At 64.5% G+C, this 16,268-nt stretch carries 14 protein-coding genes; 2 read left to right on the top strand and 12 right to left on the bottom strand.

Annotation, left to right across the window (positions count from 1 at the left end; translation table 11 throughout):
- The first annotated feature begins 9 nt into the window (after positions 1-9).
- Positions 10-1,041 carry an HhH-GPD family protein gene (locus AC3CD9_RS01725; RefSeq protein ID WP_488366030.1) on the top strand — a complete coding sequence of 344 codons (1,032 nt, stop codon included), beginning with the start codon at positions 10-12 and terminating at the stop codon, positions 1,039-1,041.
- 124 nt (positions 1,042-1,165) lie between these two features.
- Here AC3CD9_RS01725 and AC3CD9_RS01720 read toward each other — a convergent pair whose 3' ends face one another.
- Both AC3CD9_RS01720 and AC3CD9_RS01715 read right to left on the bottom strand, forming a co-directional pair.
- Positions 1,166-1,750, bottom strand: coding sequence for an amino-acid N-acetyltransferase (locus AC3CD9_RS01720; RefSeq protein WP_488366029.1), 585 nt, complete (start codon positions 1,748-1,750; stop codon positions 1,166-1,168).
- Between the two features lie 106 nt (positions 1,751-1,856).
- Positions 1,857-4,397 carry an ATP-dependent Clp protease ATP-binding subunit gene (locus tag AC3CD9_RS01715; RefSeq protein ID WP_488366028.1) on the bottom strand — a complete coding sequence of 847 codons (2,541 nt, stop codon included), beginning with the start codon at positions 4,395-4,397 and terminating at the stop codon, positions 1,857-1,859.
- 150 nt (positions 4,398-4,547) lie between these two features.
- Here AC3CD9_RS01715 and AC3CD9_RS01710 point away from each other — a divergent pair, with 150 nt between their 5' ends.
- Positions 4,548-5,438 (top strand): macrolide 2'-phosphotransferase, encoded by an 891-nt coding sequence (locus tag AC3CD9_RS01710; protein ID WP_488366027.1) that lies wholly within the window; start codon positions 4,548-4,550, stop codon positions 5,436-5,438.
- Positions 5,439-5,732: 294 nt separating this feature from the next.
- Here the strand turns inward: AC3CD9_RS01710 and AC3CD9_RS01705 are convergent, their stop codons facing one another.
- From AC3CD9_RS01705 to ftsH, 10 genes are all read right to left on the bottom strand, one after another.
- Positions 5,733-6,062 (bottom strand): histone-like nucleoid-structuring protein Lsr2, encoded by a 330-nt coding sequence (locus AC3CD9_RS01705; RefSeq protein WP_092015973.1) that lies wholly within the window; start codon positions 6,060-6,062, stop codon positions 5,733-5,735.
- A gap of 217 nt (positions 6,063-6,279) precedes the next feature.
- Positions 6,280-7,839 (bottom strand): lysine--tRNA ligase, encoded by a 1,560-nt coding sequence (lysS, locus tag AC3CD9_RS01700; protein ID WP_488366026.1) that lies wholly within the window; start codon positions 7,837-7,839, stop codon positions 6,280-6,282.
- A 44-nt stretch (positions 7,840-7,883) separates the two neighbouring features.
- Positions 7,884-8,774 carry a Rossmann-like and DUF2520 domain-containing protein gene (locus tag AC3CD9_RS01695; protein ID WP_488366025.1) on the bottom strand — a complete coding sequence of 297 codons (891 nt, stop codon included), beginning with the start codon at positions 8,772-8,774 and terminating at the stop codon, positions 7,884-7,886.
- Positions 8,771-10,615 carry a PH domain-containing protein gene (locus AC3CD9_RS01690; RefSeq protein WP_488366024.1) on the bottom strand — a complete coding sequence of 615 codons (1,845 nt, stop codon included), beginning with the start codon at positions 10,613-10,615 and terminating at the stop codon, positions 8,771-8,773. The genes AC3CD9_RS01695 and AC3CD9_RS01690 overlap by 4 nt, the downstream gene beginning before the upstream one ends.
- Before the next feature lie 2 nt (positions 10,616-10,617).
- Positions 10,618-11,118, bottom strand: a complete 501-nt coding sequence (locus tag AC3CD9_RS01685) for a PH domain-containing protein (protein ID WP_488366023.1) — start codon at positions 11,116-11,118, stop codon at positions 10,618-10,620.
- Positions 11,115-11,576, bottom strand: coding sequence for a DUF3180 domain-containing protein (locus AC3CD9_RS01680; protein WP_173157091.1), 462 nt, complete (start codon positions 11,574-11,576; stop codon positions 11,115-11,117). Before AC3CD9_RS01680 ends, AC3CD9_RS01685 begins: the two co-directional genes overlap by 4 nt.
- Positions 11,577-11,604: 28 nt before the next feature.
- Positions 11,605-12,561, bottom strand: a complete 957-nt coding sequence (folK, locus tag AC3CD9_RS01675; protein WP_488366021.1) for a 2-amino-4-hydroxy-6-hydroxymethyldihydropteridine diphosphokinase — start codon at positions 12,559-12,561, stop codon at positions 11,605-11,607.
- The gene (folP, locus tag AC3CD9_RS01670; RefSeq protein WP_488366020.1) at positions 12,558-13,439 is read right to left on the bottom strand and encodes a dihydropteroate synthase; all 882 of its coding nucleotides are present in this window, start codon (positions 13,437-13,439) and stop codon (positions 12,558-12,560) included. Before folP ends, folK begins: the two co-directional genes overlap by 4 nt.
- Before the next feature lie 23 nt (positions 13,440-13,462).
- Positions 13,463-14,086 carry a GTP cyclohydrolase I FolE gene (gene folE, locus AC3CD9_RS01665; protein WP_139468654.1) on the bottom strand — a complete coding sequence of 208 codons (624 nt, stop codon included), beginning with the start codon at positions 14,084-14,086 and terminating at the stop codon, positions 13,463-13,465.
- Positions 14,086-16,263 carry an ATP-dependent zinc metalloprotease FtsH gene (gene ftsH, locus AC3CD9_RS01660; protein WP_488366019.1) on the bottom strand — a complete coding sequence of 726 codons (2,178 nt, stop codon included), beginning with the start codon at positions 16,261-16,263 and terminating at the stop codon, positions 14,086-14,088. Before ftsH ends, folE begins: the two co-directional genes overlap by 1 nt.
- Between the last annotated feature and the right edge of the window lie 5 nt (positions 16,264-16,268).

Genomic DNA, 16,268 nt, shown 5'->3' with positions numbered 1-16,268 from the left:
AGCATCCAAATGACACACCGAGCCGGTCCCGAATCGAATCCCTCCGGGTCGACCTCCGCCTTCCCCGAGGTGTCCGAACCTGTGCTCAGACGAGTCCAGGACACCATCATCACCTGGTTCGAGGACACCGCCCGGGACCTGCCGTGGAGGCACCCGAAGACGAGCGCCTGGGCAATCCTCGTCAGTGAGATCATGTCCCAACAGACCCCTGTTGCCCGAGTCGAACCGCGATGGCGTGCGTGGATGGACAAATGGCCGACACCAGCCGATCTCGCCGCCGCCCCGACCGCCGAAGTCCTCCACTCCTGGGATCGCTTGGGCTATCCGCGCAGAGCGCTGCGACTGCAGGAAGCCGCCGAAGTCATCGCTGCGGACCTGGACAACCGGGTTCCCGAAACGACCGAAGAGCTCGAACGACTGCCGGGCATCGGGTCCTATACCGCCGCCGCGGTCTCCTCCTTCGCTTTCGGCAGAAAGACGACCGTGCTCGACACGAACGTGCGTCGGGTCCTCATCCGCCTCTTCGCGGGCCGGGAACGCCCCACCAGCTCACCTGGCCGGAAGGAGACTGCCTGGGCGGCCGCCCTGGTGCCCGAGGACAAGCACGTTGAGTGGAACGCCGGAGTCATGGAGTTCGGGGCCCTCGTCTGCACGGCACGCAATCCCGACTGCCCCGCCTGCCCGCTCCAGGACATCTGCACATGGAACCAGTTGGGCAGACCCGCCTCGGCGACGAAACCGAAGACTCAGAAGTGGGCAGGCACCGATCGACAGCTGCGCGGTGCGATCATGGATGTCCTCAAGGCAGCGCACGTCGCCGGGGACGACCGACCCGGTGTCCGGCTCGACGTCTTCACCGCCTCGGTGACCGACTTCGACCCGGTGTTTCTCGACTCACTGGCCGAATCGACGGCCACGGCGGTGGCGCGAGTGCGTGAACTCAGTGCCGACCAGGACAGGATCAATCGGCTCATCTCCGACCTCGTCGACGACGGTCTGGCACAACAGGTCGATGGCCGATTGGCATTGCCGAACAGCTGAATCAGGACCCGAACGTGGCAGACGTCGCCACTGGACGGTGCGTGTGCGGCAGTCGCCTACACCGGCCGGCGAGGACGTGGCCCACTCCGACGCCCGCCGGTGACGGGCAGAATCAGGGTCTGTCTCAGAGGTATTTGATCATCCGTGAGTTGCCCAGGGTGTTCGGTTTGACCCGGGCCAGGTCGAGGAACTCTGCGACGCCCTCATCGGTGGAGTGAAGCAGCTCGACGTAGACCTCGGGTGAGACGGGGATCCCCTTGATCGGTTCGAAGCCGAGCGAACCGAAGAATCCGGTCTCGAAGGTCAGGCAGAACACCCGGTCGACTCCGATCTCACGGGCGTCGGCGAGCAGCTGCTTGATGATCGCCTTGCCCACTCCCCTGCCCCGGTAGTCCGGTGACGTGGCCACCGTGCGAGCCTCGGCGAGATCCGACCAGATGATGTGCAGGGCGCCGCAGCCGGCGACGATCTCGGAACCATCGGGCTGTGGGTCGACGACCAGCCAGAACTCCTGCAGCGACTCGAAGTAGGTCACCGTGTCCTTGGCGAGCAGGATCCGCTCACCGGCCAGCGGTGCGACCAGGGCTTCGATGCCTTTGACGTCGCCGGTCCTCGCGCGTCGCAGGTACAGGCCTCCAGGGAGTTCGTGCTTGGAATGGTGGTCCTCGGAGATCTGACCGTGATCGAAGTCGCCTGCGTGTGAGCTCATACCGACATTCAACACCATCACCGGAGGCGAACACGAAAGAGTCCGGGGAGCCGGCTGCTGCCGACTCCCCGGACTCTTATGCGTTATCCGAGAAGGTGATGAACGATCAGGCGGAGGTCTCCGAGGATCCGCTCGAATTCGACGAACCGAAACCTGCGAGTTCGCTGTCGTCATCCTCAGCGGGCTTCAGGCTCTCGGTCTCGATGCCTTCGAAGGTGAACTCAGCGTCCTTTCCTTCGCCCTTGACGTCGACCTTGATGGTCTGGCCGCGTCCGATCTCCTTGAACAGGATCTTCTCCGACAGAGTGTCCTCGATCTCGAGCTGGATGGTCCGACGCAGAGGACGGGCACCCAGAACGGGATCGTAGCCGCGCTCGGCGAGCAGATCCTTCGCCTTGGCCGTGACGTCGACCTTCATGCCCTGATCTGCCAGACGGACGTCGAGACGCTCGAGGAAGAGATCGACGATCTTGATGATCTCGACCATGCTCAGCTGCGGGAACACGATCGTGTCATCGACACGGTTGAGGAACTCGGGACGGAAGTGCTGCTTGAGCTCTTCGTTGACCCGCTGCTTCATCCGGTCGTAGTTGGTCTTCGTGTCACCCTCGACCTGGAATCCGAGCTGGAGTCCGCTCGAGACATCACGCGTACCGAGGTTGGTCGTCATGATGATGATGGTGTTCTTGAAGTCCACCTCACGACCCTGCGAGTCGGTCAGGCGACCATCCTCGAGGATCTGCAGCAGCGAGTTGAAGATGTCCGAGTGGGCCTTCTCCACCTCGTCGAAGAGGACGACCGAGAACGGCTTCCGGCGGACCTTCTCCGTGAGCTGACCGCCCTCTTCGTATCCGACATATCCCGGAGGTGAGCCGAACAGTCGCGAAACTGTGTGCTTCTCCGAGTATTCGGACATGTCGAGGCTGATGAGCGAGTCCTCATCGCCGAAGAGGAACTCCGAGAGAGCCTTGGCCAGCTCGGTCTTGCCGACGCCGGTGGGGCCGGCGAAGATGAACGACCCGGAGGGGCGCTTCGGATCCTTCAGCCCGGCGCGGGTACGTCGGATCGCCCGCGAGATCGCCTTGACCGCATCGTCCTGACCGATGACGCGCTTGTGCAGCTCGTCTTCCATCCGCAGCAGACGCGAGGACTCTTCCTCGGTGAGCTTGAAGATCGGAATGCCGGTGGCAGAGGCGAGCACTTCGGCGATGAGATCGGCGTCGACGACCTTCGAGGTGTCGGTGCCGGACTTGCGCCACGCCTCGGTCTGCTCTTCCTTCTCCTTCTGCAGCTTCATCTCGGAATCGCGCTCCGAAGCTGCCAGTTCGAAGTCCTGAGCGTCGATGGCGGCTTCCTTGCGGTGGCGGGCCTCGAGGATCTTCTCCTCCAGGTCACGCACCTCCTGGGGAACCGACAGACGCGAGATGCGCAGCTTGGCACCGGCTTCGTCGATGAGGTCGATCGCCTTGTCCGGCAGGTACCGGTCGTTGATGTAGCGATCGGACATGTTGACAGCGGCGGCCAGGGCACCGTCGGTGACGGTGACCTTGTGGTGCGCTTCGTACTTGTCCCGCAGACCCTTGAGGATCTCGATCGAATGCGCCAGCGACGGTTCGGGAACCTGGATCGGCTGGAACCGGCGTTCGAGAGCGGCATCCTTCTCGATGTGCTTGCGGTACTCGTCCAGCGTGGTCGCACCGATGGTCTGCAGCTCTCCGCGAGCCAGCATGGGCTTGAGGATCGAAGCGGCATCGATCGCACCTTCGGCGGCCCCGGCACCCACCAGGGTGTGGATCTCGTCGATGAAGAGGATGATGTCGCCGCGGGTGCGGATCTCCTTGAGCACCTTCTTCAGACGCTCTTCGAAGTCACCGCGGTAGCGGGAGCCTGCGACCAGCGAACCGAGGTCGAGTGTGTAGAGCTGCTTGTCGGCGAGGATCTCGGGGACATCGCCGTTGACGATGGCCTGTGCGAGTCCTTCGACGACAGCCGTCTTGCCGACACCGGGTTCACCGATGAGGACCGGGTTGTTCTTCGTGCGACGCGAGAGGATCTGCATCACGCGCTGCATCTGCTCGTGCCGGCCGATGACCGGGTCGAGCTTGGCCTCGCGGGCCGCAGCGGTGAGGTTGGTGCCGAACTGGTCGAGCACGAGCGATCCCGAGGGAGTTCCCTCTTCGCGGCCGCCGGCGGACACGGGCTCCTTGCCCTGGTAGCCCGACAGCAGCTTGATGACTTCCTGGCGGACGCGTCCGAGGTCCGCGCCGAGCTTGACGAGCACCTGCGCGGCAACGCCCTCGCCCTCACGGATGAGGCCGAGCAGAATGTGCTCGGTGCCGATGTAGCTGTGACCCAGCTGCAGTGCTTCACGGAGGCTGAGCTCGAGGACCTTCTTCGCCCGCGGGGTGAAGGGAATATGGCCGCTCGGAGCCTGCTGTCCCTGACCGATGATCTCCTGGACCTGGTCGCGCACCTGCTCGAGGGAGATGTCCATGCCCTCGAGTGCCTTCGCTGCCAGACCTTCACCCTCATGGATGAGGCCGAGCAGAATGTGCTCGGTGCCGATGTAGTTGTGTTTGAGAAGTTTCGCTTCTTCCTGCGCGAGCACCACGACGCGTCGTGCTCGGTCGGTGAACCGCTCGAACATATTCATCCTCCTCGGTCTTCTGATTCTTCTGAGCCTAACCACCACGACTGCGGTTCTATTGCAGGTTTCGCCATCAGCCGAAACCGTTTGGCTGTGGGCGAAATTCTCTAGACTCGAGACCCACACAGCAACGTCAGAGAGGACGCAGACATGCCCACCGATCTCACGATCATCCGGGACCTGGCCCGGGCCCACGGTCTCGACATCATCACCGATTCCATCGTCATCAACGAGCTCGGCCTCGACTTCCAGGTCGCCATCGCCGAGGCGGTCGACGGCGGATCGTGGGTGCTCCGGATACCTCGGCGTCCGGATGTCTCCGCCCGCGCCGCCGTCGAGGGCCGCTTCCTCACGGCCATCGCACCGCACCTGAGTGTCGCGGTCCCGGATTGGCAGATCCACTCGGACGGTCTCATCGCCTATCCGCTGCTGCCGGGCACTCCCGGACTGACGATCGATGACGCGGGAGTGCCGCAGTGGCATTTCGATGTCGAATCCCCCGAGTATGTCGCATCGCTCGGGTCAGTCCTCGCCGAACTTCACACCGTCGACCCGGCTGCCGTCCGGGCTACAGGCATTCCGGAGTTCTCCCCCACTGAGATCCGACAGCGCAAGCGCGAAGACATCGACAACGTCGCCGCCGAGTTCGAGGTGGCGCCGTCCCTGCTCCGGCGGTGGACCGCGTGGCTCGACGATGACAGCTATTGGCCGTCGTTCTCAACCGTGACTCATGGCGAGGTGTACCCGGCTCATCAGCTCATGGACGGACCCGTCAATCTGAGCATCCTCGACTGGACGACCGCGGCAATCAGCGATCCGGCCAGAGATTTCATGTTCCATCACGCCAGTGTCTCGGCCTCAGCGTTCGAGGACACGAGCGCGCGATACGTGGAAGCCGGCGGTCGGATCTGGCCCAGGTTCGCAGAGCACTGCGGCGAGCTCTACTCGACGTCGCCCGTCGAATTGGGGCTGTACGCGCTGCAGACCGGAGACCCGGAGCATATGAGTGCGGCACGAATTCAATTGAACCCGGAGAACTGAACCGACTTCGACAGCCGTGCGGTGAGCAGAGGTCTTTCCTCAGCCGCAGTGCAGGCTCCCTTGATTCGTGTGCAGCTTCTTCGAATCATTTGTCTGCGGCATCAATCGATATTATTTTCAACTACTCTCCACCTGGCAATTGTCTGTGATGTTTCATCACTGCTGTGTTGCCGCATCGCCGGATGAGGGCAATTGATAATACCGAGGTCGAGCACAAAAAGCCCGAGGGGCCAGCGATTCAATTCGCTGACCCCTCGGGTCTAATCGGAAGCTATCGGCTTTCGAATGAGCCTCTTACTTCTCCGCTGCTTCGTATGCTTCGACGATCTCCAGCGGGATCCGTCCACGATCACCGAGCTGGTACCCGTTGTTCTGAGCCCACTCGCGGATCTTCGCCGTGTCCCGCTTGGGGCCCGACGAGCCCGCACGGCGGCCACGGCCACCGGTGTTGGCTACACGACGTGCTTTGGCGATGAATGGGGCGAACGTCTCACGGAGTTTGTCGGCATTCTCGGTTGAGAGCTCGAGTTCGTACGTCGCCTGGTCGAGGCTGAAACGAACGGTTTCCGCCGCTTCGCTTCCGTCGAAATCATCCGTGAGAACGAGGCGCATTTCCCTTGCCATGTTCACTCTTTTCGTAATCAGAGGTCTTTGTCGCTGTCATCTTAACATCCGTTCGGGGATTATCGTCGACTTCGCTAACGTCAATCTCTGAATAGTATTTATCTACCTGTTCGCGTTCATTGCGATCTGCGCGGACGATATTCCGGAACACATACCAGAACAGCAATCCCACACAGATCGACGGGAGCAGCGCTTTGAGGATATCCAACATATTAGATCAGCCTTCCTGAGCCGAGTCCTCCTGCGAAGAAGCCAAAGGCTTGGTGAATGGGAACAGAATGGTTTCACGAATTCCCAAACCGGTCAGCGCCATGAGCAGACGGTCGAGTCCCATGCCCATTCCGCCGGTCGGCGGCATTCCGTGCTCCATCGCCATGAGGAAGTCCTCGTCGAGGCCCATCGCCTCATCGTCACCGCGGGCGGCGTCCGCGGCCTGAGCCTCGAAACGCTGACGCTGGATGACCGGGTCGACGAGCTCCGAATAGCCGGTGGCCAGCTCGAAGCCGCGCACATACAGATCCCACTTCTCCACGACGCCCTTCTTCGTCCGGTGCTCACGCACCAGAGGTGAGGTGTCGACCGGGAAGTCGGTGACGAAGGTCGGAGCCCAGAGCTTGTCCTGGTAGAAGTGCTCCCACAGCTCTTCGACGTACTTTCCGTGTGAGCGGAAGACTCCGCCCATGTCGACGCCGTTGTCGGCGGCGATCTTGTCGAGGACGTCCAGTCCGGTCTCCGGGGTCACCTCGACGCCGGACAGCTCGGACAGGGAGTCGTACATGCTCACGACCGGCCAGTCTCCGCCGAAGTCGTAGTCCGTGCCGTCGTCGAGAGTGACGACGAGCGATCCAGTGGCTTCCTGGGCGGCGTTCTGGATGAGGGTCTTCGTGAGATCGGCGATCGAATGGTAATCGCCGAAGGACTGATAGGCCTCGAGCATCGCGAATTCCGGGGAGTGAGTGGAGTCAGCACCCTCGTTGCGGAAGTTGCGGTTGATCTCGAAGACGTTCTCGATTCCGCCGACGACTGCCCGCTTGAGAAACAGCTCCGGGGCGATGCGCAGGTACATGTCGATGTCGTAGGCGTTCATATGCGTCTTGAACGGGCGTGCCGAGGCACCGCCGTGCATGGTCTGCAGCATCGGCGTCTCGATCTCGACGAAGTCCTGGTCCGCGAAGGTCTTCCGCAGCGACGACATCACCTTCGCGCGGGTGAGCATCGTCTCCCGAGCCTGCTCGCGGGTGATGAGGTCGAGGTAGCGCTGGCGGACGCGGGTGTCCTCGGCGAGTTCGGTGTGCAGTCCGGGCAGCGGGCGGAGGGCCTTCGACGCCATGGTCCAGGAGTCCGCGAGGACGGAGAGCTCACCGCGCTTGGACTTGATGACCTTTCCGTGCAGGAACAGGAAGTCGCCGAGGTCGACGTCGGTCTTGAAGTCGTCCAGGCGCTCCTGGCCGACTTCACGCAGCGAGAGCATGCCCTGCAGACGGGTGCCGTCACCGGACTGCAGTGTGACGAAGCAGAGTTTGCCGGTGGTGCGGACGAAGACGACTCGGCCGATGACGCCGACGACAGCCTCGGTCTCCTCCCCCGCCTCGAGTCCGTCGTGGGCGGCGTGGACCTCGGCGAGGCTGTGGGTGCGGGGCACCGTCACCGGGTAGGCATCGGTTCCGTCGTCGAGGAGACGCTGGCGCTTGTCCTTTCGAATCCGGATCTGTTCCGGATCGAGGTGTTCGGGTGAAAGGTCTGCGTTCTCAGGTGTCTTCGAGTCGGTATTCGCCATGCTTCAAGGCTACCGTGGACGGGCCGCACGGGGGAATTCGGCGGTCAGTCCAGAGCGCTCAGGATCTGCTGTGCCTGAGCTTCTGTGATCCGTCCCATCGCCAGTGCTTTCGCGGCCGTCGATCGGGCGAGTGCGATGTAGCTGTTGCGCACGGCCGGGTTCGATCGGCTGAGGCTGAACTCGCTCAGTGCCGCCAGGTGCGCTTCGATGGTTCCGACATCACCACGGCTGATCGGTCCGGTCAGCGCCTTCGGTCCGTTCTGCATGGTATTGGCGACGCTGGCGTCGACGAGGGCGTGGAGGACGGCCGACGGATCGGCGACGCCCGCCTCGTCGAGCAGCTCCATGGCCTCGGCGAGGATCGTGATCGAATGGTTCGACGCGTGGGTGATCGCCGCGTGGTAGAGAGGACGGTCCGCCTCGGCGATGTCGATCGGTTCGGCACCGAGTTCGACGACGAGGGCCTCGCCCACCGGACGGATCGGGGCGGGCGCGGTGACCGCGATCGTCGCCTGCCGCAGACGGCTGAGATCGACCTCGGTGCCGGTGAATGTCAGGGATGGGTGCAGAGCGATGGGCAGAGCGCCGAGGCGGGTCCCGGCCTCGAGGACGTCCGTTCCGTATCGGCCGGAGCAGTGCACGAGGATCTGCCCGGCATGGATGCGGCCGAGGTTCGCCAGTCCGGTCACCAGTGGTGCGATCTCGTCGTCGGGGACGGCGATGAGCACGAGTTCGGCGCGTTCGGTGATCGCGTCGGGGTCGAGGACCGGCACTCCGGGCAGCATGTCCTCGGCACGTTCGAGGTTGGCCGTCGAAGTGGCGCTGACTCCGATGATCGCGTGACCGGCCTGCCTCCAGGCGGCACCGATGCTGGCTCCGACTCGGCCGCAGCCGATGATTCCGATGCCCAGCCGTGGTGCGTCGTCCTGGCTCATCCGTTGTCTTCCTCGTAGGTCTCGATGGGGCCGGTGTGTGCCGACTTCGCGGCGGCGTCGAAGCGTTGGCGGGCGATCCGAGTACGTTCGGCATGTTCGGTGAAGAAGCGTTTGGCAGCTTCGACGTCCTGATGCTTCACGAGCGGGGTGATGGGTCCGGCGGTCGAGTGCACGGCCACGCTGCCCAGTTTCAGCGACCTCATCAGCGGCCCTTGGTAGTAGCGCAGGGACTGGACTCTGACATGGGGCACGAAGTCGACCCGGCGATCGAGGACTCCCAGGCGCAGCACGAGCAGGGAATCGGTGAGGGCATAGGCCCGTCGTCTCCAGACGAGGGGGTCGAGGATCCGTGAGGACCGCGGCTGCGCGTGGAACAGCTCCTCGGCCGCCGCTGCGTCGGGGTGTGAGGACTTCCTGTCATACATGGCCGACCGGACGAGGCCGTCGGCTGAGATGCCTTCGGGCAGCTGCGGGTCGGGCAGAGCGAGGCCCACCATGAGCAGTGCCTGGTCGATATCGCCGACCGGCAGGAGCAGATTCTCGTCACTCTTTCCGCCATCGCTGGCGATGTTGTATTCGGCTCTCCACCAGCCGGCCCAGCGCCATAGCAGCGGCTGGTGGAGGCAGACGGCCTGGAGCCGGTCGAGCGGGATGACTTTGCGGGACGTGGAGAAGAGTCCATGGCTGACGGCCAGCCCGTCTTCGCTGATGCGGACGACGAAGTTGGCATTGTCGAGGTTCTTCTTGAACCCGGCGAACGCGGCGAAGATGCCGGGCAGTCCACCGATGAGGATCGGGAGGAAGGCCTCCTCGATCCCGACGAGTAGGAACACGACGGCAATGAGGACGAGGGCGACGATCACTCCGACGGAGATCAGCGTTCCCGTGCTGAGCAGGGAGGACACGATGACCCGATGGGCGGGCACTCGGATGATCTCCCCCTCTTCGCCGACATCGGCCGAGAGGTTGTACGGAGCCAGCAGGTCATTGAGGCTTCGTTCCGCTTCCTGGGAGACATCGTCGGCCAGGACGCCCAGGCGTTTGCTCAGTCGCACTCCGATGCTGTCGGCGCTGCGTTCGGGCACTGAGCGGTCGATGCCCGGCTGTTCTCCATCCGGACCTGGGCCCGGGTTGCCGTGGTCTCCGGCCCCGAAGCGTGCTGCACCGGCTCCTGCGCCGCTGCCGGCCCCTGTATCGGGCTCGGCCCCACCGTGGTCGGCTGCGACTCCGGGCTCTGCAGTGACGGACGTCGCAGACGTCGCGGATGCATTCTTCTTCGCTTTCACCGCGGCGAGAAGTTCATCGCGCAGCTCTTCGGCACGTTTCTTCGACAGGTACTTCAGGGAGATGTTCGAGTCAGTGCCGCCGGCGACATCGAAGACGAGTTCGGCCATGCCGAGCATGCGCGGCAGCAGCTTCTGCTGCAGGTCGATCGACTGGACGCGGTCCAGACGGGCCTTGCGCAGCTTCTTCGACAGCAGCCCCCGACGGTAGTAGATCGCCTCGGCGTCGACCCGATACCCCATGACTCGCCACGCCAGCCAGCTGAAGAAGGCGGTGAGGACCAGGATCAGAATGATTCCGCCGACGACGGCGAGGATCACCAGCGGGTGGGCGCCCAGCCATTCGGCGAAGGTGAGGTTGACGGACCGGCCGGAGGCGAGGTCTTCGACGGCGCTCTGGAAGAAGTTCTGCAGACCGTAGGCCGCGGCGATGAAGATACCGACGAGGACAGCGAGGCTCTCGAGGATCGGCGTCAGCGGATGGACGCGGTGCCAGACCTCCGGTGCGGCCGCCTCGGTGCCGGGGTTCGGGATTCCGGGTGAAGATGCGTCGCTCATGGTCACAGCCCGGCGAGATTGGCCTGGCCGAGGCCGGCGAGGCTGTCGCGCAGGCGATCGGCTTCGGCGCGGGGCAGTCCGGGGATCGTCGCGTCGGTGGCTGCCGACGCGGTGTGGAGTTTGACGGTGGCCAGACCGAACATGCGGTCGATGGGGCCGGCGTCGACGTCGACGAACTGGAGTCGGCCGTAGGGCACGACGGTGGCGCGGTGGAACATGATGCCGCGACGGACGAGCAGGTCGTCCTCCCGTTCGGCATAGCCGATGGCGCGAGCCTGACGGAGGATGACGATCGTCGAGATGATGCCGTAGACGACGACAGCGATCCAGATGAGGTGCAACCAGGGCACCTCGGAGTTGAAGATGATCGCGAAGACCAGCCCGGCGATGAGCATCGGAACGAGCAGCGTCAGTGAGGCCAGAACCTCTTTCAGCCCGTACTTCGGACTCACCCTGTTGAAGGGCACATCGGCTCCGATGGAGAAGGAGAGGTCGCGGTTCATGCTGTTTCAGCTCCCGGCGGGTCTTGGGGTGGGATCTCGCAGAATCCCTCGACGATCATACCGACGATCATGAGCACTGCGGCAGAGATCATTGCGACAAGCATACCTGCGGCCAGATCATTGCGGATCCCGGGCGCCGACAGGAAGTAGTAGCCGGCGTTGCCAAGATACCAGCCGGAGAGTCCGGCCCCGGTCAGGGCGCTGGCCTTGGCCATGATCGCCACTCTCGCCGCTTGGATCGGGTCGATCTCCTTCGTCCGGTCACCGTCGTTCCATTTCTTGATGGGCCAGCCGAGCAGGAACAGGATGGCTGCGAGGACGAGCATGCCGATGACGGCGAACCACGGCAGTCCCGGCAGTGAGAACCCCTGGCTTTCGAGCACCACGTCGACCACGATCGCGAGAACCGTGCCGATCACGGCCCAGACGGCGAGGGTGGACGAGGAGGTTCTCTGCATGGTTCCCAGTCTCTCAGATCGCGAGCGGTTATCCAGAGGTGATCCGAGCGATGTCCTGGTCGTCGAGTTCGGCCAGGACCGCGCTGATGGGGCGGCGCCCCTGTGGGGTGTCGATGAGTGTGTCTCCGACCAGTTCCGCCCATGGTGCGAGGACGAAGGCGCGTTCGTGAGCGTGCGGGTGCGGCAGCGTCAGTCGCGGGGTCCGGCTGTGCTGCTCCCCGTCCTCGTCTCCGAAGCGGATGAGGTCGATGTCGAGGGTGCGGGGTCCCCACCTGAGTTCGCGCGTCCGCCCGCAGGCGACTTCGATGCCCTGTGCCACCGAGAGCAGTTCGAGAGCCGACAATGTGGTCGTCACGAGCACTCCGAGGTTGAGGAAGTCGGCTTGGTCGACTCCGCCCCAGGGGGCGGTGCGGAAGAGTGAGGACCGGCGGGTGACGGTGATGTCCGGATGCCGGTCGAGGGCGGCCACCGCTTGGTCGAGGGTGTCCGCGGCATCGCCGAGGTTCGCCCCGAGATTGAGATACGCTTCGGTCTCGCCCTCGGCCGTGTCGCCCGAACCGCGCGGCGCGTCCGCGGCCCTTGCAGGCTCCCTCACCGAGGCGGCGGCAGAGTCGACGCGTCTGCGTTCGACTCGGATGCGCACATCGTCGAAGGTCCGTTGGATCGGTGCCGAGGGTTTGTGGACGACGACCTCGACGTGCTCGCACAGGCTCAGGCAGTGGTCGGCGATGCGTTCGGCCAGCGTTTCGATGAGGTCGAAGGTGTTGTTCTCGACGATTCCGGCGACGTCTTCGGCGAGTTCGCCGTAGTGGATCGTCTCGGCGAGGTCGTCGGTGGCCGCGGCACGTGCGACGGAGGTGTGGAGGGTGACGTCGATGATGAAGTCCTGGCCCTCGCGCTTCTCGAAGTCGAAGACGCCGTGGTTGCCGCGCACCGTCAGTCCGCGCAGTTCGATGCGGTCGGGGGCCGCCTCGGCGCCGGTCATCGTCCGGCTCCCTCAGCCCCGGAGTCCGCTGCCGGGTGTGCCGCTGCTGCGGAGTGTTCCCTGACCGCGGCGATGACCTTGCAGGCGACCGCCGAGGTGGCCGGATCGTGGACGCGGACCGCCCAGGCACCGGCCTGTGCGGAGATCGCGGAGATCGTGGCCGTGGCCTGATCCTTCGCCGCCTGTTCGGCCTGTTTCGGGTCGTCGGGGCTGAGCAGGGAGGCGATGAAGCGCTTCCGGCTGGCGGCGACGAGGAGTCGGTGGTCGAGGACGGCGAATTCGTCGAGAGCGGAGAGCAGCTGCCAGTTGTGTTCGGCGTTCTTCGAGAACCCGAGGCCGGGGTCGACGATGATATTCGCAGGTTCGACGCCGACGTCGATGGCTTCGTCGATGCGGGTGCGCAGCTCGGAGATCACCTCGGCGACGACATCGTCGTAGTGGAACGTCGCCGAAGCCTGATCGAGGTAGCCGCGCCAGTGCATGAGCACGATGGGGGCTCCGGACTCGGCGGCGACGCTGAGCATGGTGGGGTCCGACTGTCCGGCGGAGACGTCGTTGATGATGTGCGCCCCGGCTGTCAGGGATTCTGCGGCGACGCGGGCACGCATCGTGTCGACGCTGATGACAGCTCCGGCTGCGGCGAGCTCACGGACGACGGGGACGACTCGGCGCAGCTCTTCGGCTTCGTCGACGCGGGCCGATCCCGGACGCGTCGATTCGCCTCCGACGTCGATGATGTCGGCACCGGCGGCCATGAGTTCGATTCCGTGGGCGACGGCCCGGTCCTGGTCGAACCACAGTCCGCCGTCGGAGAAGGAGTCGGGGGTGACGTTGAGGACGCCCATGATCTGCGTCGTCTTAGCGGCTGTTTCGTCCATCGCTGTGTGATCCGTGTTCTGCCTCAGCGACCGAGGATGAGACTCATCGCTTCTGCTCGGGAGGCGCTTTCGCGCAGCTGCCCGCGCACGGCCGAGGTGATCGTCGAGGCTCCGGGTTTGCGCACTCCGCGCATGGTCATGCACAGGTGTTCGGCTTCGACGACGACGATGACGCCTTGCGGTTCCAGATGGTCGACGAGCGCGTCGGCGATCTGTGAGGTCAGGCGTTCCTGCACCTGGGGGCGCCGAGCATAGATCTCGACGAGGCGGGCCAGTTTCGACAGTCCCGTGACCTTGCCGTTCTTGCTCGGGATGTAGCCGATATGGGCGACTCCGTGGAAGGGCACGAGGTGGTGTTCGCAGGTCGAATAGAGGTCGATATCGCGGACGAGGACGAGTTCCTCGTGGCTGATGTCGAAGGTGACGCCGAGGACTTCGGCCGGGTCGCGGTGGAGTCCCGCGAAGATCTCCTCATAGGCTCGAGCCACTCGGTGCGGGGTCTCGACCAGTCCTTCCCGGTCGGGGTCTTCGCCGACGGCGATGAGGATCTCACGCACGGCAGCGGCGATGCGCTCCTGGTCGACCTTGTTGTCCTGCCCTGCGGGGGCGGGGCCGAGACCGGCGGAGACCTCTTCGATATCGGCCATCAGTCGTTGTTCCCTCTGTCTTCGTTCGTGTCATTCGTCGCCGGTCCCCCGGTTCCCGGACCGCTAGTGCCTGGTCCTCCGGTCGGTCCCCCGGTGGGGCCGCCCGTCGGGCCGGTCGGGTTCTCGGGTCCCGGCGGGTTGTGCGGGACGTGGGGTCCGCTGACGCCCGTGGGTCCGGCTCCGGGGATGTCGGTGGTGTCCACCTCGGCGCCGGTCGATCCTTCACCGTCGCTGCGTTCGCTTTGCGGTGCGGGCGGAACGATGGGGCCGCGTTCGGACACGGGGCGATCGTCGTGGGCCAGCCACACTTCGCGGGTGGCGCGTTTGACGACGGGGGCGAAGATCTCCTCGAGGGCGGCCTGGTCCAGCGTTTCGCGTTCGAGCAGCTGGTAGGCGAGGTTGTCGAGCACATCGCGGTTGTGCGTCAGCGCCCAGTAGGCGTCGGCGTGCGCGGAGTCGATGAGACCGCGGACCTCGCGATCGATCGAGGACAGGGTCGAATCCCCGTATTCGTCGCCGCCGCCGTAGCCGCGGCCGGCGAAGGGTTCGGACTGGTCGTCGCCGATCTTGACCATGCCGAGTTTCTCGCTCATTCCGTACTGGGTGACCATCTTCCTGGCGATGTTCGTCGCCTTCTCGATGTCGTTGCTGGCGCCGGTGGTCGGGTCGTGGAAGACGATCTCCTCGGCCACGCGCCCGCCCATGGCGTAGGCGAGCTGGTCGAGCAGCTCGTTGCGGGTCGTCGAGTACTTGTCCTCGCTGGGCAGCACCATCGTGTAGCCCAGTGCGCGTCCGCGCGGGAGGATCGTCACCTTCGTCACCGGGTCGGTCTGGTTCATGGCCGCGGCGACCAGTGCGTGCCCGCCCTCGTGGTAGGCGGTGACGAGGCGTTCCTTGTCGTTCATCAGTCGGGTCCGCTTCTGCGGGCCGGCGATGACACGGTCGATGGCCTCATCGAGGATCCGGTTGTCGATGACCTTCGCATTCTCACGTGCGGTGAGCAGGGCCGCCTCGTTGAGGACATTGGCCAGGTCCGCACCGGAGAATCCGGGGGTCCGCTTCGCCACCTGCCCGAGGTCGACCTCGTCGGCCAGCGGCTTGTCGGCGGCGTGGACCTCGAGGATGTGCTTGCGGCCCTTCATATCAGGGGCTTCGACGGGGATCTGCCGGTCGAAGCGACCGGGACGCAGCAGCGCCGGATCGAGGACGTCGGGACGGTTGGTCGCGGCGATGAGGATGACGTTCGTCTTGACGTCGAATCCGTCCATCTCGACGAGCAGCTGGTTGAGCGTCTGTTCGCGCTCGTCGTGTCCGCCGCCCATTCCGGCGCCGCGCTGGCGGCCGACGGCGTCGATCTCGTCGATGAAGATGATGCAGGGGGCGTTCGACTTCGCCTGTTCGAACAGGTCACGAACTCGGGAGGCACCGACGCCGACGTACATCTCGACGAAGTCGGAACCGGAGATCGAGTAGAACGGGACTCCGGCCTCACCGGCGACGGCTTTGGCCAGCAGGGTCTTGCCCGTACCGGGCTGACCGTAGAGGAGCACGCCCTTGGGGATCTTCGCTCCCACTGCCTTGAACTTCTCGGGTTCGGCGAGGAACTCCTTGATCTCTTCGAGCTCTTCGAGTGCCTCGTCGACTCCGGCGACGTCCTTGAAGGTGACGTCCGGGTTCTCCTTGTTGACGAGCTTCGCCTTCGACTTGCCGAAGTTCATCATCTTCCCGCCCGACATCTGCGAGATGAGGAACCAGAAGACGACGAAGATGATGACGAACGGGATGAGCGTGCCCAGCAGCGACATCAGCCAGCTCTGCTTGGGCACCTCGTCGGTGAAGCCCTTGTCCGGGCCGGCGGAGTCGACGGCCTTGACGACCTGCTCTCCGCGCTGTTCGACGTAGAAGAACTGGACCTTCTTGCCGAAGTCCTTGCCGTCGACCTTGTAGTCGTCCTTGAGAGTGAGGTCGACGCGCTGGTCCTTGTCGACGATCTTGGCCTGTTCGACCTTGTCGTCCTCCAGCAGCTGCAGACCCTGTTCGGTGTCGATCTGGCTGAACCCGGACTGGCTGAACAGCAGAGCACCGATCGATACGACGAGCAGCGCCAGGACGATCCAGACCAATGGGCCCTTCGTCGCCTTGTTCAGCAGGGGGCGACGTTTGTTCGACTCGGCCATAAGTC

The organism is Brevibacterium sp. MGP-B1 (assembly GCF_057766545.1).
Note: the sequence above shows the minus strand (reverse complement) of the source record. Positions and strands in the feature narration are given on the sequence as shown.